Origin of the sequence: Kibdelosporangium philippinense (assembly GCF_021390435.2) — a bacterium.
Taxonomy (GTDB): domain Bacteria; phylum Actinomycetota; class Actinomycetes; order Mycobacteriales; family Pseudonocardiaceae; genus Kibdelosporangium; species Kibdelosporangium philippinense.
Genome location: NZ_JAJVCN010000004.1, coordinates 1,804,893 through 1,829,024, shown reverse-complemented (window position 1 = coordinate 1,829,024; position 24,132 = coordinate 1,804,893). Strand labels below are relative to the sequence as shown.

General features: G+C 64.9%; 24 protein-coding genes. 4 read left to right on the top strand and 20 right to left on the bottom strand.

The genetic code is table 11. The annotated features are described in order from the left end of the window. Window positions 1–104 precede the first annotated feature (104 nt). The 3 genes from LWC34_RS51545 to LWC34_RS51535 are packed head-to-tail and all read right to left on the bottom strand — an operon-like array spanning window position 105 to window position 1,587. Window positions 105–923 (bottom strand): class I SAM-dependent methyltransferase, encoded by an 819-nt coding sequence (locus tag LWC34_RS51545; RefSeq protein WP_233733568.1) that lies wholly within the window; start codon window positions 921–923, stop codon window positions 105–107. Then, window positions 899–1,210 (bottom strand): hypothetical protein, encoded by a 312-nt coding sequence (locus LWC34_RS51540; protein WP_233733567.1) that lies wholly within the window; start codon window positions 1,208–1,210, stop codon window positions 899–901. Before LWC34_RS51540 ends, LWC34_RS51545 begins: the two co-directional genes overlap by 25 nt. Further along, window positions 1,207–1,587 (bottom strand): nuclear transport factor 2 family protein, encoded by a 381-nt coding sequence (locus LWC34_RS51535; protein WP_233733566.1) that lies wholly within the window; start codon window positions 1,585–1,587, stop codon window positions 1,207–1,209. Before LWC34_RS51535 ends, LWC34_RS51540 begins: the two co-directional genes overlap by 4 nt. Window positions 1,588–1,664: 77 nt before the next feature. Between LWC34_RS51535 and LWC34_RS58545 the strand changes: the two genes are divergently transcribed. Then, window positions 1,665–4,064, top strand: coding sequence for a winged helix-turn-helix domain-containing protein (locus LWC34_RS58545; protein WP_233733565.1), 2,400 nt, complete (start codon window positions 1,665–1,667; stop codon window positions 4,062–4,064). A 147-nt stretch (window positions 4,065–4,211) separates the two neighbouring features. Here the strand turns inward: LWC34_RS58545 and LWC34_RS51525 are convergent, their stop codons facing one another. From LWC34_RS51525 to LWC34_RS51515, 3 genes are all read right to left on the bottom strand, one after another. Next, the gene (locus LWC34_RS51525; RefSeq protein WP_233733564.1) at window positions 4,212–4,586 is read right to left on the bottom strand and encodes a hypothetical protein; all 375 of its coding nucleotides are present in this window, start codon (window positions 4,584–4,586) and stop codon (window positions 4,212–4,214) included. Continuing rightward, window positions 4,583–4,792, bottom strand: coding sequence for a DUF397 domain-containing protein (locus tag LWC34_RS51520; protein ID WP_233733563.1), 210 nt, complete (start codon window positions 4,790–4,792; stop codon window positions 4,583–4,585). The genes LWC34_RS51525 and LWC34_RS51520 overlap by 4 nt, the downstream gene beginning before the upstream one ends. A gap of 106 nt (window positions 4,793–4,898) precedes the next feature. Beyond that, window positions 4,899–5,768, bottom strand: a complete 870-nt coding sequence (locus LWC34_RS51515; protein ID WP_233733562.1) for a Sco1979 family transcriptional regulator — start codon at window positions 5,766–5,768, stop codon at window positions 4,899–4,901. A 202-nt stretch (window positions 5,769–5,970) separates the two neighbouring features. Between LWC34_RS51515 and LWC34_RS51510 the strand changes: the two genes are divergently transcribed. Beyond that, window positions 5,971–6,786, top strand: coding sequence for an SAM-dependent methyltransferase (locus tag LWC34_RS51510; RefSeq protein WP_233733561.1), 816 nt, complete (start codon window positions 5,971–5,973; stop codon window positions 6,784–6,786). 68 nt (window positions 6,787–6,854) lie between these two features. Then, a complete protein-coding gene (locus LWC34_RS51505; protein ID WP_233733560.1) occupies window positions 6,855–7,976 on the top strand; it encodes a cytochrome P450 in 1,122 nt (373 codons plus the stop codon). Window positions 7,977–8,029: 53 nt separating this feature from the next. On the opposite strand, the gene LWC34_RS51500 is transcribed toward LWC34_RS51505, so the two are convergent. The 5 genes from LWC34_RS51500 to LWC34_RS51480 all read right to left on the bottom strand — a co-directional run bounded on the left by LWC34_RS51500 (window position 8,030) and on the right by LWC34_RS51480 (window position 13,998). Continuing rightward, window positions 8,030–9,403, bottom strand: coding sequence for a nickel/cobalt transporter (locus LWC34_RS51500; protein WP_233733559.1), 1,374 nt, complete (start codon window positions 9,401–9,403; stop codon window positions 8,030–8,032). After that, on the bottom strand, window positions 9,400–10,722 hold the full coding sequence (locus LWC34_RS58540) for a tetratricopeptide repeat protein (protein ID WP_233733557.1): 1,323 nt from the start codon (window positions 10,720–10,722) through the stop codon (window positions 9,400–9,402). The genes LWC34_RS51500 and LWC34_RS58540 overlap by 4 nt, the downstream gene beginning before the upstream one ends. Window positions 10,723–10,787: 65 nt before the next feature. Beyond that, window positions 10,788–12,380 (bottom strand): DUF4331 domain-containing protein, encoded by a 1,593-nt coding sequence (locus LWC34_RS51490; protein ID WP_233733556.1) that lies wholly within the window; start codon window positions 12,378–12,380, stop codon window positions 10,788–10,790. Between the two features lie 98 nt (window positions 12,381–12,478). Further along, the gene (locus LWC34_RS51485) at window positions 12,479–12,931 is read right to left on the bottom strand and encodes a DUF4383 domain-containing protein (protein WP_233733555.1); all 453 of its coding nucleotides are present in this window, start codon (window positions 12,929–12,931) and stop codon (window positions 12,479–12,481) included. Window positions 12,932–13,539: 608 nt separating this feature from the next. Next, on the bottom strand, window positions 13,540–13,998 hold the full coding sequence (locus LWC34_RS51480) for a MarR family winged helix-turn-helix transcriptional regulator (protein WP_233733554.1): 459 nt from the start codon (window positions 13,996–13,998) through the stop codon (window positions 13,540–13,542). Window positions 13,999–14,186: 188 nt separating this feature from the next. On the opposite strand from LWC34_RS51480, the gene LWC34_RS51475 reads away from it, so the two are divergent. Further along, a complete protein-coding gene (locus tag LWC34_RS51475) occupies window positions 14,187–15,347 on the top strand; it encodes an MFS transporter (RefSeq protein WP_233733553.1) in 1,161 nt (386 codons plus the stop codon). Here LWC34_RS51475 and LWC34_RS51470 read toward each other — a convergent pair. The 9 genes from LWC34_RS51470 to LWC34_RS51430 are packed head-to-tail and all read right to left on the bottom strand — an operon-like array spanning window position 15,335 to window position 23,989. Then, window positions 15,335–16,162 (bottom strand): amidohydrolase family protein, encoded by an 828-nt coding sequence (locus LWC34_RS51470; protein ID WP_233733552.1) that lies wholly within the window; start codon window positions 16,160–16,162, stop codon window positions 15,335–15,337. The two genes, LWC34_RS51475 and LWC34_RS51470, sit on opposite strands and share 13 nt — an antisense overlap. Further along, window positions 16,159–17,100 carry an aldo/keto reductase gene (locus LWC34_RS51465; protein ID WP_233733551.1) on the bottom strand — a complete coding sequence of 314 codons (942 nt, stop codon included), beginning with the start codon at window positions 17,098–17,100 and terminating at the stop codon, window positions 16,159–16,161. The genes LWC34_RS51470 and LWC34_RS51465 overlap by 4 nt, the downstream gene beginning before the upstream one ends. Then, entirely contained in the window at window positions 17,097–17,411 is a 315-nt protein-coding gene (locus LWC34_RS51460) for an L-rhamnose mutarotase (protein ID WP_233733550.1), read from the bottom strand. Before LWC34_RS51460 ends, LWC34_RS51465 begins: the two co-directional genes overlap by 4 nt. Before the next feature lie 7 nt (window positions 17,412–17,418). Continuing rightward, on the bottom strand, window positions 17,419–18,444 hold the full coding sequence (locus LWC34_RS51455) for an ABC transporter permease (RefSeq protein WP_233733549.1): 1,026 nt from the start codon (window positions 18,442–18,444) through the stop codon (window positions 17,419–17,421). Further along, the gene (locus tag LWC34_RS51450) at window positions 18,441–19,961 is read right to left on the bottom strand and encodes a sugar ABC transporter ATP-binding protein (RefSeq protein ID WP_372496818.1); all 1,521 of its coding nucleotides are present in this window, start codon (window positions 19,959–19,961) and stop codon (window positions 18,441–18,443) included. Before LWC34_RS51450 ends, LWC34_RS51455 begins: the two co-directional genes overlap by 4 nt. Continuing rightward, a complete protein-coding gene (locus LWC34_RS51445) occupies window positions 19,961–21,013 on the bottom strand; it encodes a sugar ABC transporter substrate-binding protein (protein WP_233733547.1) in 1,053 nt (350 codons plus the stop codon). Before LWC34_RS51445 ends, LWC34_RS51450 begins: the two co-directional genes overlap by 1 nt. Window positions 21,014–21,073: 60 nt before the next feature. Next, window positions 21,074–21,832 (bottom strand): SDR family NAD(P)-dependent oxidoreductase, encoded by a 759-nt coding sequence (locus LWC34_RS51440; protein WP_233733546.1) that lies wholly within the window; start codon window positions 21,830–21,832, stop codon window positions 21,074–21,076. After that, a complete protein-coding gene (locus tag LWC34_RS51435; RefSeq protein WP_233733545.1) occupies window positions 21,829–23,130 on the bottom strand; it encodes an enolase C-terminal domain-like protein in 1,302 nt (433 codons plus the stop codon). Before LWC34_RS51435 ends, LWC34_RS51440 begins: the two co-directional genes overlap by 4 nt. A gap of 1 nt (window position 23,131) precedes the next feature. Then, window positions 23,132–23,989: a fumarylacetoacetate hydrolase family protein gene (locus LWC34_RS51430; RefSeq protein ID WP_233733543.1), complete on the bottom strand. Its 858-nt coding sequence runs from the start codon at window positions 23,987–23,989 to the stop codon at window positions 23,132–23,134. Window positions 23,990–24,132: the final 143 nt, after the last annotated feature.

Genomic DNA, 24,132 nt, shown 5'->3' with positions numbered 1-24,132 from the left:
GGGGTCTGACATTTTTGAGTCCTTCGCACAGCCGTTCCTCACTCGAATGGCCTAGCGCGACGCCATCACCCCTGGTCACAGCTTCGAACATTTGTTCGAAATTTTTAGAAGCGGTAGCGGAGGATGCGCCCCGCGTCCCGCAGCCCTGGGATCTTGGACACGACCTTCAGCCCGATCCGCCCGGACAGCGGCAGCTTGTCCAACCCAGGCATGTCCACGCTGCGCAGCGCGTCAAGACACCGCAACCCCGGATGCCACGCCTCGACCTCGGCAGGATCATCGAGCCCCCAGTGCAAGGTCGCCCCCGCATTGCGCACCGCGGGCACGAGCTTCTGCAGCTTGATCCCGGTCGTGCCGTAGACGTCGAACAGCAGCTGCCCAGTCGGGAACCGGCTGGTGATCCGCTCGATCAGCCGCTTGCCATCGGCTTTGTGCAGGTACATGGACAGCCCCTCGAACACGGCAACGGTCGGCCGGTCGTTGGGCACCTCGGCCAGCCACGAGTCAGCCGTGACCGAGGCCCCGACCAGTCGATAGTCCCCGCTCGGCGACGTGATGAGCCGTTTCCGCAACGCCACGACGTCCGGAACATCGAGGTCGATCCAGCGCACGGTGCTCGGCGGCGCGATCCGCTGCACCCGGGTGTCGAGGCCACAGGCCAGGTGCAGGACGGTCGCGGCGGGATATGCCGTAAGGAACTCGCTGGTCCAGTCGTCGAGGACCTTGCCACGGATGGCGACGCCGACCGCGGTCGTGCCCTTTATGCGCGTCTTGCGGAAGTCGTAGTCGATCCGGGAGATCGCATGCGCGGCCGCGGTGTCGTGCAAGACGGAGTTGGGCCGATGGCTGTCGAGCGCACGCCCGTAGAGCGTGGCGAGCATGGTCTCCGGGGCCCCGGTCAGTGTGATCTTCTCCCGCTCCACCATCTCATCGTGGCACCGCCCTCGACCTCCTGCCCGGCCAAGCACCGATCAATACAGACTCTTGACGCCAATCGGGCATCTCGCCCTTCGAAGTACTGCACCTGCTCCCGGCCCCACAACACCACCCGCAGAACGACCGTGGTTCCTTCGCCGACCAGACCGACGACCTGCACATCCGGACCGGAAAACGCCCTCCCCCGAGAGACGAAGTCCGGCGTGACCACTTCGGCGATGTCGGTGTCGGCGAAACACAGCCGGAGCACGAGCCGCTTGTAATGCGAGATCATCCCAGCACTTCGAGCAGGCCGGGCACGTCCGTGTGCGCTTGGTAGGACACGATCCTGCCGTCGACGAGCCGCCAGATGTGCACCTCGGGCAGGTCGAACCACTTGCCGTTGCCGAGTACCCGGCCACTGGTCCGGCCGATCTGAACCACGTGTTCGCCCGACGAGTACAGCGCTTCGACCGTCACCTGCGGGTCGAGGTGTGACAGCAGTGTGGTCAGGAAGGTCTGCACACCTTCGACTCCGTGGTGCACGCCGCCCCACGGCAGCGGCGCCTCCTGGGTGAAGGTCACCGCCGGGTCCATCACTGCGAGAACAGCTGTGAGGTCCCGGTTGGCGAAGGCTTCGTACACACGCGAGATCGTCTGAATATCGCTCATTGCCCCAGCCTCTTCCGGCGGCATGTCCGCGCGCGTCCCTGATGTGGGGGACGCGCGGGGGATCTACGCTCGGCGGAGTGGCGTTCCCGGAGACGAAGTTCCAGGCCCCGCGGCTGCGGGCGGACCTGGTCGACCGGGCATTGGTCGGCCCACTCGTCACCGATGTCCTGTCAGTTCCACTGACGGTTATCTCCGCGCCTGCCGGTTACGGCAAGACGACGGTGGCCTCGATGGTGTTCGCCCGGATCGGCACGAGCTGGATGGCGCTGGATCCCGACGACAATGACCCACGCCGGTTTCTCACCGCGATCGCCACGGCATTGGGCCACGAAGTCACGCTCGACAAGGATCCCGACGCGGTACGGCGCGGAGTCGTCGCGTTGCTCAACGCGATCCAAGACCACACTGTCCTTGTTCTCGACGAATGGGAAGTGATCACCGCGCCCGAAGTCGCCGGGCACTTGGCGTACCTGATCGAGTGGGCTCCGCCGGCGCTGCACGTCGTGGTGACGACCAGGCACGATCCGCCGATCGGTTTGGCCAGGCTGCGAGCGCGCGGGCAACTCGCCGAGCGCGGCCCGGATGACCTTCGCTTCACCGCGGCCGAGGCGGCCGAAATGCTTGGTATTGACGCCGTGGACGGGATATTGGCAAGGACCGAGGGCTGGCCGGCTGGGCTACGCCTGCTCGCGGGTTCCGGCCGGGCCAATCGGATGCCGCGATCAGGTGACACTGACGTCTTCGACTTCCTCGCCGACGAGGTGTTCAACCGGCAGCCCGAGGACATTCGCCGGTTTCTGCTCGAAACCTCAGTTCTGACAACAATGTCCGCCGAGGCGTGCGCCGCCTTGACGGCACGGGATGATGCGCCGGACGTACTGGACAGGCTGACCAGGATCGGCCTTTTCATTACCGAGCAAGGCAATGCTTACCGCTACCACCCGCTGTTCGCCGAGTTCCTCGGGCGCGTCAGACTTCCGGAACGCGCGGACCTGCATCGACGGGCGGCTGCCGTGGAGACCGATCCACTTGCCAAGGCTCAGCATCTCCTAACCGCTGGTGACACGGCACAAGCCGCCGACATCCTGGCCGAGGTCGGCGAGGGGCAACTGCGGGCCGGACGTACGACCTCGATCCGCCAGTTGTTGTCGGCGCTTCCAGTGGACCGCCCGGAGTTGCTTGTGTTGCAAGGGGATCTGGCATTCGGCGCAGGAAACTTGGCTGAGGCGCGTGCCGCGTACGAACGCGCGGATTCTCCGGTACGACTCGCCGATACCCTGATCCTGCAAGGGGAAATCGCGGCGGCCGATGATTTGCTGGCACGTGCGCTCGCCGGGCCTGTCGATATCGAGACGCGAGTCCGCCTGCTGCTGACCAGAGCACGTGCGGCGCAGATCAGCGGCCGGTTCAGCGTGGCCGAGGCCGCGGTCGCGCAAGGCATCCAGCTCGCCGTCGAGCAGTCCGCGACGGCAACGGCGGCCGCGCACGTCTCCCCTACGCTCTTGCTGATCAGAGGCGCCATCGACCATCTTGAACGGTTCGTGACGACTGCTCAGCTGAATGGCCTTGCAGCGTTGCAAGTGGACGGTCTGGCGGCGTCGATCGCCATGACACGCGGACGTCTGGACGAGGCCGCGACGAAGGCCGCCGACACGTTCACGGCATACCAACGATTCGGCGGCGCACCACCGCTCACCGGATTCACACTGGCCGCGACGCGTCTCATGTCTACAGTGCCGATGCCGGTCGACATCGAATCGGCGATCGAGGATCTGCGAACGTACGCGACACAGTTGACCACAGCCTCGTTCATGTATCCCAACGCCTGGTTCATGATCGGCCGCGCGTTGTGGTCACGCGGACGACTCGATGAAGCACAGGCCGCGCGCGCAATGATGGACACAGTGGACGGCCCACCAACCGGGTCCGCGCCGATGATCGCGATGAACCGCTTGTCGCTGGACGGTTTGCTCGCCACAACAAGGGGTGACTACCGGCAGGCAACGTCCACATTGGTCGAAGCCGTCGAGATGGAGGACCGGCTCGAAGTCCTGAACATCTATGGCAGCACCCGAATCCGACTGGCACACCTGTACGCCAAGCGCCGCCGTATCGACGAGGCACTGCGGATCGCGCGGCCGGTGCTGGCCGAGTGCGTGCGGACACCGGGACGCATCCTGCTCGAAGGCGAAGCCGCGGCGACTGTCCTACGCCTCATCGACGAGCCGTTCGCCGCTGGGTTGTTGCGGCAGCTGGAAAGTCCGGCGCCCGCGACTTTGACCGAGCGGGAGATGCAGGTGCTTCGGCTGATGGTCGGCGGTGCTACCAACAAGGAGATCGCCAGACAGCTCGTGGTCGGCGAGGAGACGGTGAAAACGCACGTCAGCCGGGTGTTGCGAAAGATGGGCGTACGAACGCGGGGCGCAGCCACGGCACACGCCCGTAGCCTGGGGATCTCACCGCCCGATCAAGGATGATGATGTCGAAAATGGGCCGTTGGGCCAGGTGGTCACTGCTCGGCGCGGCGATCGTGTACGCGAAGAAGCCATCGACGTGAGAACGGGCGTGCGAACGTGGGGGGCAGCCACGACACACGCCCGGAACCTGGGGATCTCACCGCCTGGCTAGGAAGCCGGGACCCACTTGGCGCGGTTCTTGTCTGTGTGGATCCAGCATCCATTCGACGTCGACTGCGCAGGCACAGCCGTTTCGGCGATGACGTCCGGCAGGTTCAGCAGCTCGTCGAGGACACGGGGCGCGGGTCCGGCCGAGCGCCAGCTGTGCTTCTCCGGGGCCAGCACATCCTTGGTGTCGCCGGCCAGCCGCAAGGCGACGGCGTCGTCCTCGGTGCGCAGTTGGACCACGTCGATGACGTTGTCATGTGGCCGGACTCCGACGATCGCGGTGATGTCGCCCGATTCGTCACGGGGATGCACGAATTTGAAACCGCGCTCGATCAGTTGCCGGAGTCTGTCCTCGGTGACTTCCGCCGCGTTCAAACCTCGGCCCCCTCTTTTAATTGGGCAACCATTGTCCGCAGTTCGCCCGCCCGGTAGATCACGATCTCGCCGTGCGGATTGCGGGAGTTTCGAACCGCGACACGATCGTCTTCAAGCCACGCGAGTTCGACACAGTTGCCGTTCTTTCCGCTTCTGCTGCTCTTTCGCCAGGACAGATCAGCGGACAAGGACGCGGCAGTGTGCATCGCCGATCCTCCTCTGTCGATCAGATGTGGGGATGCAATTGCATTCGGGATTGCGGTCAACCGTAGCACGTGCACATGCGACCGATAGGGCTAACAGGGTGATGCTTCAGACGGATGCGCGCGCCTTCATGAGCAACTGACGCGTCTCGCGCGGCGTCGCCGCGTCCACTGTCAACTGATCGAAAACGCGGCCGTATTGCTCCACATCATCACGTTTGTCCAGGTAGAAAGCACCGGTCAAGTGTTCTATGTAGACAATGTCCGGCAATTCCGGTTCCGCGAAACGCAGCATCGTGAACGCGCCCTCAGCGGCATACCCGCTCAGCGCGTATGGCACCACCTGCAGCGTGACGTGCGGCAATGTGGTCAGTTCCAGCAAATGATCTATCTGTTCGATCAGGACTTCCCTACCCCCGAGTGGACGGTGCAACACCGACTCGTCGATCACCGCCCACAGCCGTGGCGGCGCGGGCCGGTGCAGGACTTTTTGCCTGCGCATACGCAAAGTCACGCGCCACTCGGCGTCCTCTGTGGCCAGAGCGGGGTGTCCACTCGTGGCGATCGCGCGCGCGTAGTGCTCGGTCTGCATCAGTCCGGGCACGAACTGGAGTTCACAGGTCAGGATTCGAATCGCGGCCTCTTCCAGTCCGACGTAGTCCTGAAACCACTCGGGCATCAGGTCGGCGAACCGATACCACCAACCCGGCTCGTTCGACTGTTTTACCATCTCCAGGAACTGACGGCGTTCACTCGAATCGGTGACACCGTAAAGAGTGAGTAGATCCTCTACGTCTCGTTCCTTGAGGCCGACCCGGCCGAGCTCGAGTCTGCTGATCTTGGATTTGGAGCCGCGGATGCGCGCACTCGCCTCGGCCGGTGAAATTTCAGCGGCCTCCCGCAACCTCCTGAGCTGCGTGCCCAGAATAATGCGCAAGGCGGTCGGGCCTGCCGGACGAGCCGCGCCACCGTCAGCCATCCGTTGATCCATTCCCCGACGACCCCCTCATCCGCGCCTGTCGCTAAATCGACTCATAGTAGTCGCTAAACGATCAGCGGACGTACACGTCACCTGATCGGAGTAGATTGCGATGATAGCCAGCCGGCCCTGCCCAATGACAAAGTGGTTGTGATGGGATAGAAAACCCTGACTGACGATTCCCAGGGGCTGAGAGGATCAAATGTCGCAGAAGGTTGTGCCCACCCATATCGATACCACAAAGGCGAGCATCGCCAGGGTCTATGACGCCTTTCTGAACGGCAAGGACAACTACGAGGTCGACCGCGAGGTGCTGCGCCGGGTGCAGTCGGTCGCACCGGAGGCCGCGCAGCTCGCATTCGACAATCGCGGATTCCTGATCCGGGTCACGCGGTTCATCGCGATGGAAACCGGCATCACCCAGTACCTCGACCTCGGCTCCGGGCTGCCAACCGCGGAGAACACACACCAGGTGGCGCAACGGATCCAGCCGGAATCCCGAGTCGTGTACGTGGACAACGACCCGGTCGTGCTCGCCCACGGCCGCGCACTGCTCGAAGAGAACGACCAGACGTTCCTCACCTCCGCGGACATCTTCAAGCCCGAGGAGGTGCTCAACGACCCGATCGTGCAACAGGAACTCGACTTCAGCGAGCCCGTCGCGTTGTTCCAGCTCGGCACGATCCACCACTACGACGGCGACCGCTACCAGGAGATGATGCAGGCGTACATCGACGCCCTGCCGTCCGGTTCGTACGTGGCCGTCAGCCACTTCCTCGACCCGCTGACCGAGGAACACAGCACGCTCGCGCGGCGCATGGAGGACATGTTCGTGCACAGCCCGATGGGCACGGGCCTGTTCCGCACCGAGGAGCAGATCCGCAGCATGCTGCCCGGCCTCGAACTCGTCGATCCGGGATTCTCGCTGTGCGCGAACTGGTGGCCGGACGGTCCACGGATCAAACCGCTCACCCAGGTCTCGTACTGCATCGCGGGCGCGGTCGGCCGCAAACCCTAGAGCGCACTAGTGCATTAGCCCAGCGATATAGGGCACGTCCGCAGGTCAGGCGCGCGTACGATGTACAGATGACGCTTCCGATCGCCAGGACATGCCCGTTCGATCCGCCCGCCGAGTTACGCGACAAACCGGCGGTCAGCCGACTGCGTTTCGCCGACGGCACGCTCGGCTGGATGGTGACCACACACGCGGAAAGCCGCACTGTGCTGACCGATCCTCGGTTCAGCGCCCGCGGCGAACTCGTGCGGTCACCGATCCGGCCGGTCATGCAACCCGCCGCGCCCGGCGCCTTCGCGTTCATGGATCCCCCGGACCACACGCACTACCGCAAGCTGCTGACCGGCCAGTTCACCGTCCGGCGGATGCGCATCCTCGAACCACGGATCGAGCAGATCACCAAAGAGCTATTGGACGCCATGACGCCGCCAACGGATCTGGTGCAGGCGTTCGCCTTGCCGTTGCCATCCCGGGTTATCTGCGAGCTGCTGGGCGTGCCGTACACCGACCACGAGTTCTTCGAGCAGAAGTCGCACGACATGGTCGACCCCAAGGGCAGCCACGAAAGCCGTGGCGCGGCAGGCGAAGAACTGTTCGGCTACCTCCACCAACTCGTCCAAGCCAAGCGTGCCGCCCCGGATGACGCCCTGATCAGCGGGTTGCTCGGCCAACTTGACGATGTCGAGCTGACCGGGATGGCGATCATGCTGCTGTTCGCCGGGCACGAGACGACCGCGAACATGTTGGGGCTGGGGACGTTCGCGCTGCTGCAGCATCCAGAGCAGCTTGCGAAGCTGCACGACGACGTCGACGCTGCGGTTGAGGAACTGTTGCGGTACCTCAGCATTGTCCAGTATGAGGTCAACCGGACCGCGCTGGCGGACGTCGAACTCGGCGGCGAGGTGATCAAGAAAGGCGAGACCGTCCTGGTGTCCCTTCCCGCCGCCAATCGCGACAAGTTCGAGCGCCCGGACGAGCTGGACGTCACGAGGTCGACCGCGGGGCACCTGGCGTTCGGGCATGGCGTGCACCAATGCCTCGGCCAGCAGCTGGCCCGGATCGAAATGCGCGTCGGTTTCTCGGCGCTGTTCACGCGGTTCCCGACGCTGCGACTGGCCGTGGATCCCGCCGACGTGCCGTTGAACGTCGAACGCGGGATCTACGGCGTGGCAAGCCTTCCAGTGACCTGGTAACCCCTCGTGAGTGGTTATCCGTGTTCTAACCCTAATAACCACTCACGAGGTAGTTAGCCGAGGACGGCCCGGACCGTCAGGCCCATTCCCACCACCAGCACCATTCCGGCGGTGATCGCTGGCGCTGCGGCGATCAACCGCTGCATCTTGAACCGGGACGACCAGCCTTCGAGCCGCGCGGAGAACTTGACCAGCAGCAGCCCTGCCGCGGTCAGCATCGCAGCCATTCCCAGCCCGTACGCGAGGACCAGCAGGACGCCGAACCACGTGCGCCCCAAGGCAACCGCGCCAAGCAGGACCACCAGCGCGGACGGGCTGGGCACAAGACCACCTGCCACACCCATGCCGATCAAACTGCCTTTGCCGAAGCGCGGACCGTGTCCATGCCCATGCCCGTGGCCATGTCCGTGCCCATGGCCATGTCCGTGACCCACGAGCGCGGGTTCACGGTTGCGCGCAGAACGCAGCAGCACCAAGCCAATCCCGGCGATCAGCAGCCCGCTGGCGATCCCCAGCCAGCGCAGCATGCTCTCCCCCGCCAGCACGCTGGACAAGCTCAACAACAGCCCCAGCACCAGCACACCAGCGGTATGCGTGAGAGTCACGGTCGCGCCAACCACAACAGCGTCCCGAGGAGTCCCACGCCGACCCACGAGGTAAGCCGCGATCACGGTCTTGCCGTGCCCAGGCAAAGCCGCATGCGACGCGCCTAGCACCAAAGACAGCAGAATCGCCAGCAGCCCGATCGCCGGTGTCAGTTCGTGACGACCCACAAACCCAGCCAGCGCAAGGGAAGCACGGTCCAGAATCCCCGCATCGCCGCCCGTCGGCGCCCCAGCGGTAACCGACGCACCCTCACCCGGCTGCGCCTTGAGCTCGACGGTCCGGACATCCAACGGGCTGGCCAACAGGTCCTCGGGGTACTGCCGCAACTCGTCGCTGACGCTACGCGCGGGCACCGGTGAATCCAGCGAGACACCAGAACCGACGGCGGTGATCTCCCGCCAGCCCACCCGATCCGGCCTGAACGAGTCGCTGAACGACAGCGTGACCGGCCCGCTGATCTCGGCAGGCGCGGTGAGTTCACAGGTCAGCCTGGTCGTAGCCAGGTCGGCCTGCCCCTTCGGATACTCCACGTGCGACGAACGAACCGACCACGTCAGCACCTGCGAATCCACACTGGACCGAACCGAGGCCGCGAGCGAACCACACTCGCGGGCCGCGTCCATCGACTTCTCCTGCAGTGTCGGAATCTCGGCCAAGTCCACAACGGACTTGAGCTCGACCCGGTCGGGATGCAGATGCAGCCCGTTGTAGTGGTTCACGCTGAAATTGCCGAGCGGATGAGCGTCCGCGTGCCCGGAGACGAGCAGGAACGCCGGTAGCGCGACCGCCGCGACCAAGCCTGCCTTGGCCAGCGTTTTCATCGGCCACTCCGCAGTTCGGCGAGCCGCTTGTGCGCGATCGGCGCGTGCAGCACCGAGAAGTGCGGGTTCGTCGCCAGCGCCTGCGCGAGGTACTTCTCCGCGTCGGCCGACTGCCCGAGCGCCAAGTGGATCATTCCCCGATGGTAGGCGAACAAGGCGTTGTTCCATCCCAACGCCATTGCTTTGTCCATGTACGGCAAGGCTTCCGCGTCACGGCCGTTGACGTGCAACGCCCACGCCAGCGCGTCGGCGACGAGCACGTTGTGCCTGCGACCCCATTCGGCCTCGGCCCGGCGCAGTGCCTCAGCCTTGTCGCCGTGATCGGCCAGCATCAACGAGGTGGCCAGGTCATCGGTCGCGCCCTGAACCTCCATCAGCTTCTGTTGCTGTGCCAGGATTTCGAACTGTGCAGCGGCTTCTTCTTGCCGCCCGGCCGCGTCGAGCAGTTCGCCGTATTCCACAATGTACTGTGGCAACGGCGTCCGCATGACAAGGTTTTTGTAGGCACCCAAAGCACGTTCGATATTGCCTTGCGCCGCGGCCACTTTGGCCTGTCCCTGCTGCAAGGTCTGGTCGAGCACGACCCGGAGGCCTGCGGTGAACTGCCGATCCGCCTCGGCCAGGTCGCCGGAGTTGAACGCCAACTCACCCAAGTAATAGCGGCAGAACGCGATCTCGTCAGGCGCCCCCGCCGCGGCGAGCGCACGGTCAAGCGCCATCCGGGCGTCGTCGATCCGCCCGTGTGTCTCGAAGAAATAGGAAGCACGCGTGAACGAAGCCACGTTCGGCTTGACGTCCAGCATGTTCTGCACGGCGTCCATCGCCCCGCCCTCGTCGCCGAGCTGGGTGTACGCGTCCGCGAGCACCCCGAACACCTCGGCCGAGCGTGGCTGGGCGGCCAACGCCTTCAATCCCCACTCTTTCGCGGCGCCGAAGTCGTGCCGCGCGTTGGCCAGCGCGCCCAAGCCGAGCATCGCCGGCCCGTTGTCCTCGGGCTTCAAGGCCAGCGATTTGTCCAGTACCCCTTGGGCTTTGGCGTAGTACGACGGATCAGCGGTGATCCTGGCAAGCTCCACATAGGCCGATCCGAGCTGCGCCCAGCCGAGCGAGTCGTTCGGCATCCGATGCAGCCTGCCCTGCAACGTGGTCACCGACTGCAGGATCCGGCTCTGCTGTGTCGGATTCGGCGACGCGGCGGCCGTCTGCGGTTCGGAGTAGCCGGTGAACACCGACAACACCGTGGCCAGCCCGACGACCAGTGCCGCGAGCGGCCACCAGCGCAGGATGGTCGGCTGCTCCGGTTCGAGAAACGACTGCACGCCAATGCCTCCCGGATCGCCGGAGGCGCGATCGCGATCGCGCCTCCGTGCGTCAATTCGGACACTCACCAGGGACGAGTACTGCGGTGACGGGCCTTGGTCGGGCGCTTGCGCCACAGGTAGACCGTGCCGCCAAGCAGCACAAGGGCACCGAGGGCGCCACCGATCAAAGCACCGGTTGGCAGGTCGCCGAGGATGCTCGACTTGGTCTCGACCTGTGCCTGGACCGCCGTGTTGACGCCCTGGTTGCTGGGCACGGCGACATACGGGAACCGGTGCTCGAACGCGACGTCGTTGGCGTCGACCTTGTCACCAGCGGCGAGCGCCTCGACGAGAACGCCGGACTGCGCCGCGCCTTCCATGGCCTGCACAGCGATGTCGATGACGTCGTCAGTCAGCCTGCGGCCGTTCGGGAAACCCTGGTTGTCGCCACCGAGCACGCCGAGGCGGTTGGGTTCGGCACTCGGCGGGACAGCCATGTTGAGTCGCAGCATCTCGGAGGGCACAAACATGTGCGCCATCACGTCCGCGTTGTTGAGCTGCGAGTTCAAGTCGGCCTTGATCGGGCCGTCGGCCTTGGTGGTGATACCGGTCAGGAAGATCTCGACGAGGTCGGCACGCGGCCCGGCAGGCGCCTGGATCTTGTAGATCTGCTCGATCAGCTTGGGCAGCTCGGGATCGGTCACCCGGTCGAGCAGCGCCTTGACCTTGCCGTCCTGGTCCGGCGTGAGGCCGTTGAAGGCGTCCTTGAGGCCGGCGGGCGCGACGACTTCGTTGACCAGCGGGTTGCCCAGCCGGGACACCTGCACGAAGTCGCCTTCGGCCTTGGCCTTGCCTGGCGAGAGCTTGATGGACTGACGTTCGGTGTCCGCCCAGATACCGACGACCGGGTTGCGCTTGGCGTCTGCTTTGAGCGCCAACATGTGCGTCGGGATCTGCAAGGCGATCGTGTTGACGTTGTAGCCCCGCAAGGTGTCCTGCCCGGTCTTGGACAGGTCACCGCCGTAGAGCAGGTCGAACACGCGCAGGTCGGCGAAGAACGCGTCCTCTGCGGGACCGGCGTAGCTCAGCCCGCCGCCGGGGATCTGCGCGATCGCCTGGTCACGGATGGTTCGGAAGTTCGGCATGGACGCTTCGCCGGTGTTCGACGGAGCCGAGCGGGCACTCTTGATCAGTACCTTCTCGCCGCCGCGCTGGTCGATCAGTTCGAGCTTGTAGTTCTGCCGGAACAACAGGTTCTCGTCGTTGATCGACGAGACTTCGCCGTTGTTGTAGAGGAAGGTGGCGTTCTTGCGCCGGTCGTCGGTGACGAACGTGTACCGGTAGGTCAGATCCGGCTTGGCGTCGCCATCGTTGTCGATGTTGATGTCGTAGTGCGCGTTCTCCGCCCACGGGTAGAAGTTGGGACCACCATTGGGTTCCTGCAACCCAAAGTAGTTCGCCACGATCGTCACGGTGTCCGGCTTGTCCGGACTGACGAACGCGTACAGATCCGTGTTGTCCACAGTGGGGTCAGCGGCTATCAGCGGCGCTTCACGGTGGCTGGACGCGGTGGCTGAGCCGGGAACCAACCCTCCGGCCAACGCCGCGCCCACCGCCAACAGCGCCGCGGTAGCACGTGCCTTGCGCGGGACACGCACGGTATGGGGTTGTTGCATAACCAATCCTTAAGGGTCGGTCATGCGCCTCGTCCTCCCTCGGACACCTCTTATACGGAGCCGCCGAAGATCCGGATCGGTCGTTGCCAGAATTTTTTTCATCCACTGCGCAGCGACTGGCGTTGCCGCCGGTCACCCTGTGTCCGGCGAGCCGGAACCAAGGTCAGCACCAGCACGACCGCGGTGATCCCGTGCAGCCACAGGTCGGCGGTGTTGATGGCGAGCGGGTCGGTGCCGTCGATGGCGAGCAGTGAGATGAGGTCATAGACGAACAGGACGCCGAACGCCCCCGCCATGGTCCCCGGCATGAGCCTTGAGCGGTCCGCGGTGAACGCCGTGATGAAGGTCAGCGCGCCGAGGAGGAAATGGATGAAGCCCAGTACGGTGTTAACGCCGAAAAGGCCCCACAACAGGTCCGGGTCGTTGCCACCGCGCAGCCCGCCACCGACATTGGTGTCATCGCTGAGTGAGGCGAACCCGGAAACCGCTAGCACGCAGTAGAAAACCCCAATCGCCCCGACGAGAAGCCTGATGATTGTTCGGGCAGACATGGCTGTTCTCCCTTCCACAACGGGAGTACCCATCGCGAGCCACGTCACACTCGCGCCAGGAACACCGGAGCGGAAAAGCGAGTTAAGCTAAGTGACTGGTGCGGAACGAGTCCCCGGGCCTCAACCAAAGCCATCGGGGAATACCGGGTAAAGCCGGAGTCCCCATGCGCCACCCGCCGCGAGGCGACCGCCGCACCAGTTGGATCAAAGCCTCTGGCCCGTGTATCCCCCTCCACAGGCCAGGGGCTGTGAAAAGGATGGTTCACCCCTAGGGCCGTCCTTTGGCGTCGCTGGCTCGCGTAATCCCCCCTCCGCGAGCCGGCGGCGTACCTCAAACTTTTCCCAAGTACCACATGAATGGTGGCTGTCCCGAGGCCACCGCACCCCTGGACCGTAACCCCCAGGCGGCCAGGGGTGCCCGTCTTTTATTCACGTCCCCGCACTATGGTCGGCTCGAAGTCCTCTTCGGTCTCACGGGGCGACGGAACCGGGTCGCTGTCTTCGGCGACCAGTTCCTCTTCGTGAGCCGGAATGTCAGGCATGACCCGTTCTCTCCTCTCTTATGCGCTTCCGCAGCGCACAAGAGAGGACTACCCACTCTTCGCCGGTTAAGCCTTCGCGGGGCTGACCGGCAACCGCGCCAACGCGTCCACCAAAGGTGCGAGCTCAGGCAGCTTCTGCGCTTCCCGCAACGCTTCCGCGAGAGTGGCATCGTGCAAGGGGCGGGCTTTGGTCAACAGCTCCTGCCCGGACGGTGTGACTTCGGTGTAGATGCCGCGACGGTCTGTCGAGCACAGATACCGCTGCAGGAACCCACGGTTCTCCATCCGCGTGACCAACCGCGTCGTCGCGGATTGGCTGAGCACGACGGCACGTGACAGCTGGTTCATACGCATGTGCCACCCGTCCTGGCGCGCGAGGACGTCAAGGACGCTGTATTCACTGACCGAGAGGGCGAACTCCCGTTGCAACGCGCGTTCGAGCGCGTCTTCGAGGGAGGCATGCAGGGCCGCGAGCGTTCTCCATCCCTGTGCGCGCGCCTCGGCGGCGTCGTCGTCCAGCGACATGGTCACTCACTCCTCAACGTACGCGGCGTCTGCAAGTACTTTACCTCGTGAGCGTTTTGGCCGGTTAGCACCGGTTAGCACGCTCAGTGACCGGCTTCACCGGACACCAGGCTTGCATCCACTCCATGCGCGGCGCAGTATTGAGCTCGGGCAAATACCCGCGTGTGCAACTATCTGGAGTGAACGTCATGCCTGTTGCGCTGCTGGCGCTGGCAATCGGTGCTTTCGGGATCGGCACGACCGAGTTCGTGATCATGGGACTGCTTCCCGAAGTCGCCGCCACCTACTCAGTGAGCATCCCCACCGCTGGGCTGCTCATCTCCGGATACGCACTCGGCGTGGTGGTCGGCGCGCCACTGCTCACCGCGGCCGGGTCCCGATGGTCACGCAAACGCCTACTGATCGGCCTGATGCTGATCTTCATCGCGGGCAACGTGCTCGCTGCGATCGCGCCGACCTACGGGCTGCTGATGGCCGGACGGATCGTGTCCGCGCTCTCCCACGGTGCCTTCTTCGGCGTCGGGTCTGTTGTCGCGGCGAGGCTGGTCGCGCCCGCCAAGCAGGCCAGTGCGATCGCGATGATGTTCATCGGTCTGACCGTGGCCAACGTGCTCGGTGTGCCGCTCGGTACGGCCCTCGGCCAGGCGCTTGGCTGGCGCTCGACGTTCTGGGCCGTGGCGATTCTCGGCGTGATCGGCCTGGTCGGGATCATCGCGTTGGTACCTGATCTGCCCAGGGACACCACAACCAACCTGCGGCACGAACTGGCCGTGTTCAAGCGGCCACAGGTGTGGCTGGCGCTCGCGATGACCGCGTTCGGGTTCGCCGGGGTGTTCGCGTCGTTCACGTACATCGCGCCGATGATGACCGACATCGCCGGGTTCTCGTCCGGCATGGTCACGTGGCTGCTCGTGCTGTTCGGTGTCGGTATGGTCGCGGGCAACTTGTTCGGTGGCAAGGCCGCGGACAAGGCGCTGATGCCGAGTCTCTACGGAATCCTGGCCGTGTTGGCGATCGTCCTTGGCGTGTTCACGTTCACCGCGCACGCCCAGATCCCCGCGGCGATCACGATCCTGGTGTTCGGCGTGGCCGCATCCGCCACGGTCGCCCCGCTTCAGGCACGTGTGATGGACAAGGCCGAAGGTGCGCCCGCGCTCGCGTCGGCCGCCAACATCGCCGCGTTCAACCTGGGCAACGCCGGTGGCGCGTGGCTCGGCGGACTGGCGATCGACGAGGGCCTCGGCTACACCGCACCGAACTGGATCGGCGCGCTGCTAGCGGTCGCCGGTCTCGCCGTGGCCCTCTACTCAGGACTGCTCGACCGTAAGAAGTCCCTTCAGAGCGTGTAAACCCGCGCCGCCGTACCGCCGAAGACCTGGTCACGTTCCTCCTGCGAGAAGTTCGAGGTCAGGTCTTCGGCCGCTTCCACCACATCCTCGTACGAAGCAGCCAACAGGCACACCGGCCAGTCCGACCCGAACATCACCCGCGACGGCCCGAACGCTTCGAGCACGACCTCCGCGTACGGCCGCAGGTCATCCACTGTCCACTTAGCCCAGTCAGCCTCGGTGACCAGCCCGGAAAGCTTGCACGTCACGTTCTCGAAGCCCGCGAGTTCACGGATCGACGACGCCCAAGGCTCAAGCGAGCCGCTGGCGATCGGCGGCTTGGCGCAGTGATCCAGCACAAAAGGATGGTCCTGGAAGGCCGCGACGGTTTCGATCGACGCCTCAAGCTGGTGTGGCAGCACCAAAAGCTCGTACAACAGGCCCGCATCGAACACCGCCTGCAACCCGCGCTGCACGTCGTCACGGCACAACCACCGCGGATCGGCCTCGCCCTGAACCTGGTGACGAATCCCGCGCAACCACTCCCCGTTGACGCCCGTCCGGAGCTCGGCCAAGGTGTCCGCGACCGCGGGCGAAGTCAGGTCAACCCAGCCAACCACCGCGCCCACCAGGTCCGATTCCCCAGCGATCGCCAGGAATTCCGGAGTCTCTTCGGGCACAGTGATCGTCTGCACGAGCACGGTCCGGTCGAACCCGACGGCCGCGTCAGCGAGATCCGACAGGTCGTAGTCGCGGCGGATCACCCACGACGGGTCGATCCAGTCCTGGTCGCGGACATTCAGGTCCCACAGGTGGTGGTGCGCGTCAACCCTCATCCAAGCAAGCCTTCCGAGCGCAAGTCGTCCCACAGCTGATCCGGCACCGGCTTGTCGAACAGATCCGCGTTGCGCGCGGCCTGCTCAGCCGACTTCACGCCGAGCACGACCGAAGCCACACTCGGATGACGCAGGACGAAGTGTACGGCCGCCTGAGGCAACGTCGCACCATGCCGGTCGCAGACCGCCGCGATCCGCTGCGCACGTACAACCAAGTCACGCGGCGCCTGCGCGTAGTTGTACTTCGCGTCATCGGGAACGGTCGTCCGCGCGAGCATGCCCGAGTTGAAAACCCCAGCTGCCAGAACGGAAACCCCGCGCTCCTCACACAACGGCAGGAACTCCGCGGCGGCGGTCTGTTCGAGCAGGGTGTACCGGCCGGCGAGCATCACGACGTCGATCGAGGTCTCGCGGACGAACCGCGCGGGCATTTCCCACTGGTTCATCCCAACGCCAATGGCATCGACGGCACCTTGGGAACGCAGCTCCTCCAACGCCGGAACACCTTCCCGCGAAGCCTGTTCCCAGTGATTGTCCGGGTCGTGCAGCAACAGGATGTCGACCCGGTCGAGCCCGAGACGCTCCAAAGAGGACTCAACCGAGCGTCGGACGCCGTCAGCACTGAAGTCCCAGACCCGCCGGTGCTTTTTCGGCACGGCGAACCCGTTGTCAAGGTCGAGTCCCTCGCCGTCGTACGGTTCGAGGATGCGTCCAACCTTTGTGGACACAACGTATTCGTCCCTCGGGAATCCGGCGAGGAACTTGCCGAGCCGCCGTTCGGACAGGCCGAGGCCGTAGTGCGGAGCGGTATCGAAGTACCGAACGCCCGCGTCCCACGCGGCTTGCAGTGCGGCTTCGGCTTCGGCGTCGGAGACTTCCGTGTACAGATTGCCGATTCCGGCCGCGCCGAAGCCGAACTTGGTCACATCGACCTTCATGACGGCAGCTCCCAGACCTGTTTGACGTCCGGCTGCGCACCGGAGTAGTCGTCCTCGACCTCCAGCAACTCGGCCATCCGCGCCTGCCACGGGATATTCGCCGGGTGTTCCCGCAGCTGGTCACGCATCCGGGCGTAGTCGTCGACCTCGACGACGTGGAACAGATCCCGGCCACTGCGCCAGATCCGCCACGAACGCACACCCGCCTCCCGCAGGGCCACGTCAAGGTCCTGCGGGATGACCGCGTGCACACGGTCGTAGTCGTCTTCCTTGCCCGGCTTGAGCCGGGTGTGTAACGCAACCGTCTCCATAAGGCAGTTACTCCTGGGCTTTACCAGTTGTCACTCGGGACAGCACAAGCGCGATGAGGATGATGGCACCGTAGATCGCTTTGTACCAGTGTCCGCTGACGCCCATCAGGGTGAGCAGGTTTTGGATCAAGCCCAGCATCAGCACACCGCACAGCGCGCCGAACAACGTGCCCTTGCCGCCGTTGAGGCTGATCCCGCCGATCACCGCGGCCGCGAAGACCATGAAGATCAGCTGTTCGCCCATGTTGGCACCGATCGCGCCGAGGCGGCCAGTCTCCAAGGTGCCCGCGAGTGCGGCCAGTACACCACCGATGATCAGCACGGTCCAGGTCACGGCATTCGTCCGAATACCCGCTGCCTTTGCCGCGTCCACATTGCCGCCGATCGCATACAGTGAACGGCCCTGCCGGAAGTACGAGAGCGCGATGATGCCGATCACGAACGCGATCAGCGCGATCCACACTGAGGCCGCGAGCCCGCCCCACTTCTCAAAACCCAGGTACATGAACGACTGCGGCAACTCGAACAGGCTGCTGCCGCCGGAAAAACCGATGTGCAAGCCACGCACAGTGATCAACATGCCGAGGGTCACGATGAAGGCGGACAGTTGGAACTTGAGGATGAGCAGTCCGTTGAACGCACCGATCAGCCCGCCGATCACCAAGCACAACGGCACGGCCATCCACTGTGGCCACTCGGTGCCCAGTCCGTGCGCCGAGGTGGGCATGACCAGCACGATCGCCAAGACAGGGGCGAACCCCATCGTCGACTCGAGCGACAAGTCGAACTTGCCGGTGATCAGGATCATCGCTTCGGCAAGCACCAGCAGGGCGAGTGCGGTCTGCTGTTGCAGAACATCAGCCAGGTTGCCGAAAGTCAGAAATGTCGGGCTGAGGACGGCACCGATGATCATCAGCGCGACAATCGCCGGAACCAATGCGAGGTCTCGCAACCGAGCGAATCTGATCAGTGGACGGCGGCCGGAGGCGGTGGCCGTCGACACGTCCGTCTCCGGTGACAATGTCTTGGTCATTTCTCCGTCACTCCCTCAATGGCCGCGACGAGATCCTGCTCGGTCCAGTCCCGCCCGAACTCGTGTGCCACCTCGCCGTGGAACATCACCAATACCCGGTCACACACCCGCATGTCGTCCAGTTCGTCGGACACCACGATCGCCGCCGTGCCCGTCCGTGCCACCCGGTCGACCACACCGAGCAGCGACTCCTTGGATTTCACGTCCACACCCGCGGTCGGGTTGATCAGCACAAGCACCTTGGGGTCGTTGGCCAAGGCCCGTGCTATCACGACTTTCTGCTGGTTTCCGCCGGAGAGATCCGAAACCGGCTGCTCCCCGCCCGAGGCCACGATGTCGTAGGACTTGATGGCCTCGCGGCCCTTCTCGGCCAGTTGCTTCGGCGGTACCAGACCGCCGGGGCCGAGGCGGCCCATCACTGTCAACGTGGCGTTCTCGGCGATGCTCAGGCTCGGTACGAGTCCTTCGTGATGCCGGTCGCGGGGAACACATCCGACGCCGTGGCGCAGCGCGTCGACCACCGACCCGGATTTGACCGCCTTGCCGTCGACCTCGACCGTGCCGGTCGCGGCTTTGCGCAGGCCGTAGATCGTCTCCGCGAGTTGGTGCTTGCCGCTGGACGCGCTGCCCGCGAGGCCGATCACCTCGCCCCTGCGGACTTCGAGGTTGATGCTGTCAAAGGAATCGCCCGAAAGGCCACTCAGCTTCAAGGCCACTGTGGACTTGTCACCGATGGTCGGCCGGTCTGCCGCGCCCGGTACCGAAAGGCCGCCTGGCTCACCGGTCATCGCGTCGACCAGCTCGGCACGACCGAGTTCGGCCACCGGCGCTGTCAGGATGTGCTTGGCGTCGCGGAAAACCGTGACGGTCTGGCACACCTCGTAGATCTCTTCCAGGTGGTGCGAGATGAACATGAACGTGATCCCGCTGTCCTGCAACGCCCGCAGCCGCTCGAACAAGCGCTCGATCGCCGGACCGTCCAACTGCGCGGTCGGCTCGTCGAGGATGATGAACTTCGCGCCGACCGACAATGCGCGCGCGATCTCGACGAGCTGGCGTTGCTCGACCGTCAGATCCGAGGCTGGCGTGGTGACGTCCACCTTGACATCAAAGGGCTCCAGCAGCTCGGCCGCTTGCTTACGCAGTTTCGACCAGCTGATCAGGCCTTTGCCCTGGCGGTTGATGAAGAGGTTCTCGGCAACCGACAACGCTGGCATGATCGTGGATTTCTGGTACACGCAGGCCACGTTGTGACGCCAGCCTTCGCGGTCGCTCAACGCGGGCGATGGCTTGCCGTAGAACGAGACTTCGCCACTGTCCGGCGCCTGCAGTCCAGTCAGGATAGACACCAAAGTGGACTTTCCGGCGCCGTTGCGGCCGACGAGGGCATGCGACTCGCCGTCGCGGATTTCGATGCCTACGTCGTTGAGCGCCACCGTCTTTCCGTAGCGCTTGGTGATGTTGCGCGCCGCGGCGGCGAGCTCGGTGCTCGCCGCCGCCGGTGTCACTGAACTCATCATTGACCGATCTGGTTGCCCCACAACGCCTTGTCATCGACGTTGTCCTTGGTCACGAGCGGTGCGGGCAGCTGGTCTTCCAGGTTGCCGTTTCCTACGTCCACAATGGTCGATTCGTGATCGGTCGGGCCTGGCTTGAAGGTCTGGCCCGACAGCGCCGCCTTCGCGTAGAACAGCGCCCACTTGGCGTAGAGGTCCGCTGGCTGCGACACGGTCGCGTCGATCTCACCCTTGCGGATCGCGTCGAACTCCTGCGGGATGCCGTCGTTGGACACGATGAAGATGTGGTTCGGGTCCGCCGCTGGCAGCAGTTTGTTGCTCGCGCGCAGCACCTGCAGGGTCGGCGCCAGGAACACGCCACCGGCCTGCATGTAGATGCCCTTGATGTCCGGGTGCTGGTTCAGCCGGGTCTGCAGTGCCGAGCTGGCCTTCGAGCCTTCCCAGTCGGTCGGCTCCTCGAACACCGTGATGTCCGGGTAGTTCGTCTTCATGCACGCGGCGAAGGCTTCCGAGCGGTCTCGTCCGTTCACACTGGACAGTGCGCCTTGGAACTCGACGACCTTGCCCTTGCCGCCGAGCTTGTCGCCGAGGAACTTGCAGGCCTTCTCGCCGTAGGCCTTGTTGTCCGCGCGCACGACCATGTACACCTTGCCGCTGTCCGGCCGGGTGTCCACAGTGACCACTGGGATCTTCTGCTGCTCGAGCCGCTGCAGCGTGGTCGCGATCGCACCGGTGTCCTGCGGCGCCATCACGATCGCCTTCGCACCCTGGCCGGTCAGCGTCTGCACGTTCGCGACCAGGTTCTCGACCTTGTTCTGCGAGTTGGTCGGCGACATCAGGTTGACGCTGAGCTCTTTGCCGAACTGCGGGACGTACTTGATGTACGAGTTCCAGAAGTCCGAGTCAGCACGCGGGAAGTCCACGCCGACCTTGGCATTGGGATCGCCTGCCGTGCCCGATGTCGAACCGGTTGACGACTCGCCGCACGCGGCGGCGGCAAGAACGACCGTCGCCGCGACGGCGACGGTTTTCACTGATCTGCGGACGGGCACCACAGGTCCTCCTTGACGGCGGTGTCTTTTCACTTGAAACGTGTTTTTGTCGGTCCGGGTCTACTGCTGGGTCTGCGGCCGCAGCCGCAGGCCGTGCATGCCGCCGTCCACGGCAAGCACCGTGCCAACCGTGGCGCCCGACAACGGGCTGGCCAGGTAGGCAATCGCGTTCGCGACCTCGTCGGCCGACACCAGACGGCCAGTGGGTTGACGCGCGTTCAGTGCGGCCCGTTCGGCCGCGGGGTCGTCTGCTTGGTCGAGCAACCTACCCACCCACGGCGTGTCCGCCGTGCCGGGGGCGACGCAGTTGACCCGGATGCCCTCGCGGACGTGGTCCGCCGCCATGGCCAGGGTGAGCGCGTACACCGCTCCCTTGCTGGCCGAATACACCGCACGCTGCGGCAGACCTGCCCATGCGGCAATGGAACATGTGTTGACGATCGCGGCAGCCGGGGACTTCCGCAAGTGCGGCAAGGCATGACGGGCGACCCGCACCATCCCGACCACGTTCACGTCGAGCACGCGCAGCCATTCGTCGTCGTCGTTCGCCGCGACGTCGCCGATCGCGCCAATCCCGGCGTTGTTCACCACGATGTCCAGTCGCCCGAAGCGTTCGACGACCGCATCGACCGCGGCTTTGACCTGCGCGTCGTCGGTGACGTTGGCTTCGAAGCCCGCGATGTCCTCCGGCAGGCCGTCCGGCTTCAGGTCGAGCGCCGCGACCTTGGCTCCCCTGCTGGTCAGCAGGTTCGCGGTGGCAAGGCCGATGCCCGAGGCGCCGCCGGTGACGATCGCGACCAGACCGTCAAAGTCGCTCACGAGTTCTCTCCTGTCCACTCAGGACCATCCGGGAAACGGTAGCGGCGCAGCGTGGCGTCGTGCATGCGCGCGGAGAATCCGGGCTTGCGTGGCGCGAGGTAGTACCCGGCCTTGACCACCGCCGGGTCGGTGAAGTGCTCGTGCAGGTGATCGACCCACTCGATGGCCCGGTCCTGCTGAGTTCCGGACACCGCGACATAGTCGAACATGGACAGATGCCGGACCAGCTCACACAGGCCGACACCGCCCGCATGTGGACACACGGGAACACCGAACTTGGCTGCCAGCAACAGGATCGCGACGTTCTCGTTCACGCCACCGACGCGAGCAGCGTCCAATTGCAACACTTCAAGGGCGTTGGCTTGCAGCATCTGCTTGAAGACAACGCGGTTCTGCACGTGCTCACCGGTCGCGACCTTGATCGGCGCGATCTGCTTCGCGATGGCCGCGTGCCCGAGGATGTCGTCCGGTGAGGTCGGCTCTTCGATCCAATATGGATTGAACGGAGCCAGCGCCGTCATCCAGTCGACCGCGACCGCGACATCCCAGCGCTGGTTGGCGTCCACCGCGATCCGCACGTCGTCGCCGACTGCTTCCCGTGCCAGCCGCATGCGCCGGATGTCGTCGTCGAGGTCGCCGCCGACCTTGAGCTTGATCATGTCGAAGCCGTCCGCGACGGCCTGTTTGGACAGTCGCACCAGCTTGTCGTCGGAGTATCCAAGCCACCCGGGTGAGGTCGTGTACGCCCGATAGCCGTTGGCGATGATCTCCTGCGCGCGCTCGGCTTTGCCCTTCTGGGCGTTGTTCACGATCTCGTAGGCCTCGTCCGGCGTGATCGCGTCCGTGAGGTACCGGAAGTCGACCAGGCCGACGATCTCCTCGGGCGTCATGTCGCTGAGGAACTGCCAGACCGGCTTGTCCGCACGCCGCGCCGCGAGGTCCCACGCCGCGTTGACCACGGCCCCGACGGCCATGTGCGCGACGCCCTTCTCCGGGCCAAGCCAGCGCAGCTGCGAGTCGCCGACCAGTTGCTGGCTCAAGGAAGCCAGTGCCGCCGCGTCTTCCGGCACTGGCAAGCCGACAACGTGCCCTTCCAGCGCCCTGATCGCAGCGGCCTGCACGTCGTTGCCGCGGCCGATGGTGAACGCGAAGCCGTACCCGTCCGGGCCTTCGTCGGCGTGCAGCACGACATAGGCCGCCGAGTAGTCCGGGTCCGGGTTCATCGCGTCGGAGCCGTCGAGCTCACGGGATGTGGGAAAACGGACGTCGAGCACGTCCATAGCGACAATATGGGGCATCTCAGGCCTGCCCCACGTTCTGCCGCTGGCGGCCGAGACCTTCGATCTCCAGCTCGACCACGTCTCCTGCACGCAGGTACGGCTTGGGCTCCGGCTGGCCGAGCGCGACGCCCTGCGGCGTGCCGGTGTTGATCACGTCGCCGGGCCGCAAGACCATGTACTGGCTCAGGAAGTGCACGATCTCGGCGACCGGGAAGATCATGTCCTTGGTGGTGGAGTCCTGCTTGAGCTCGCCGTTGACCCACGTCTTGAGCGTCAGGTCCTGCGGGTCGCCGACCTCGCTCGCGGGCGTGAGCCACGGGCCGAGCGGGTTGAACGTCTCGCACGACTTGCCCTTGTCCCACTGACCACCCGGTCGTTCGAGCTGGAACTCACGCTCGGAGACGTCGTTGGAGATCGCGTACCCGGCGATGTGCTTGAGGGCTTCTTCCTGCGACTCGAGGTAGCGCGCGGTCTTGCCGATCACGATGGCCAGCTCGACCTCCCAGTCGGTCTTGGTGGACTTCCTGGGGATGAGCACCTCGTCGTACGGCCCGACCACGCAGCTCGGGTCCTTCATGAAGACGACCGGCTCGCTGGGCGGCGGCGCGCCCGACTCCCTGGCGTGCGCGGCGTAGTTCATCCCGATGCACACGACCTTGACAGGCGTGGCGATCGGCGCGCCGATGCGCAGACCGGTACCGTCGATCGCCGGCAGCGTGTTGGCGGCAAGGGCGTCGGCCACCCGCTGAATACCGTCCCCGGCCAGGAAAGCACCGTCGATGTCGCCGGTCAGCCCACTGATGTCGTACAGCGTTCCATCGTCGGCACGAACGGCGGGCTTCTCCTCGCCGATCGCGCCGAGGCGCATCAGGTGCATGTCGGTTTCCCTTCCTCCCCGCCCGGCAAGACATCCGATGTATATCCCCTAGGTGTCCTCTCCGTCCAGTCCTGTGACCGCATCGAAAGCTGAGAAGTCCGATGATTGCGCAGTATGCCCTGGTGGAGCTGCTGACTTTCTTC

What these genes read in the sequence shown, in the direction of transcription:
- LWC34_RS51540 (WP_233733567.1), bottom strand. Translation starts at nt 1,210, where the DNA reads ATGATCTCGCATTACAAGCGGCTCGTGCTCCGGCTGTGTTTCGCCGAC.
- LWC34_RS51535 (WP_233733566.1), bottom strand. Translation starts at nt 1,587, where the DNA reads ATGAGCGATATTCAGACGATCTCGCGTGTGTACGAAGCCTTCGCCAAC.
- LWC34_RS51520 (WP_233733563.1), bottom strand. Translation starts at nt 4,792, where the DNA reads ATGCACACTGCCGCGTCCTTGTCCGCTGATCTGTCCTGGCGAAAGAGC.
- LWC34_RS51515 (WP_233733562.1), bottom strand. Translation starts at nt 5,768, where the DNA reads ATGGCTGACGGTGGCGCGGCTCGTCCGGCAGGCCCGACCGCCTTGCGC.
- LWC34_RS51510 (WP_233733561.1), top strand. Translation starts at nt 5,971, where the DNA reads ATGTCGCAGAAGGTTGTGCCCACCCATATCGATACCACAAAGGCGAGC.
- LWC34_RS51505 (WP_233733560.1), top strand. Translation starts at nt 6,855, where the DNA reads ATGACGCTTCCGATCGCCAGGACATGCCCGTTCGATCCGCCCGCCGAG.
- LWC34_RS51500 (WP_233733559.1), bottom strand. Translation starts at nt 9,403, where the DNA reads ATGAAAACGCTGGCCAAGGCAGGCTTGGTCGCGGCGGTCGCGCTACCG.
- LWC34_RS51490 (WP_233733556.1), bottom strand. Translation starts at nt 12,380, where the DNA reads ATGCAACAACCCCATACCGTGCGTGTCCCGCGCAAGGCACGTGCTACC.
- LWC34_RS51485 (WP_233733555.1), bottom strand. Translation starts at nt 12,931, where the DNA reads ATGTCTGCCCGAACAATCATCAGGCTTCTCGTCGGGGCGATTGGGGTT.
- LWC34_RS51480 (WP_233733554.1), bottom strand. Translation starts at nt 13,998, where the DNA reads ATGTCGCTGGACGACGACGCCGCCGAGGCGCGCGCACAGGGATGGAGA.
- LWC34_RS51475 (WP_233733553.1), top strand. Translation starts at nt 14,187, where the DNA reads ATGCCTGTTGCGCTGCTGGCGCTGGCAATCGGTGCTTTCGGGATCGGC.
- LWC34_RS51470 (WP_233733552.1), bottom strand. Translation starts at nt 16,162, where the DNA reads ATGAGGGTTGACGCGCACCACCACCTGTGGGACCTGAATGTCCGCGAC.
- LWC34_RS51465 (WP_233733551.1), bottom strand. Translation starts at nt 17,100, where the DNA reads ATGAAGGTCGATGTGACCAAGTTCGGCTTCGGCGCGGCCGGAATCGGC.
- LWC34_RS51460 (WP_233733550.1), bottom strand. Translation starts at nt 17,411, where the DNA reads ATGGAGACGGTTGCGTTACACACCCGGCTCAAGCCGGGCAAGGAAGAC.
- LWC34_RS51455 (WP_233733549.1), bottom strand. Translation starts at nt 18,444, where the DNA reads ATGACCAAGACATTGTCACCGGAGACGGACGTGTCGACGGCCACCGCC.
- LWC34_RS51450 (WP_372496818.1), bottom strand. Translation starts at nt 19,961, where the DNA reads ATGAGTTCAGTGACACCGGCGGCGGCGAGCACCGAGCTCGCCGCCGCG.
- LWC34_RS51435 (WP_233733545.1), bottom strand. Translation starts at nt 23,130, where the DNA reads ATGCCCCATATTGTCGCTATGGACGTGCTCGACGTCCGTTTTCCCACA.
- LWC34_RS51430 (WP_233733543.1), bottom strand. Translation starts at nt 23,989, where the DNA reads ATGCACCTGATGCGCCTCGGCGCGATCGGCGAGGAGAAGCCCGCCGTT.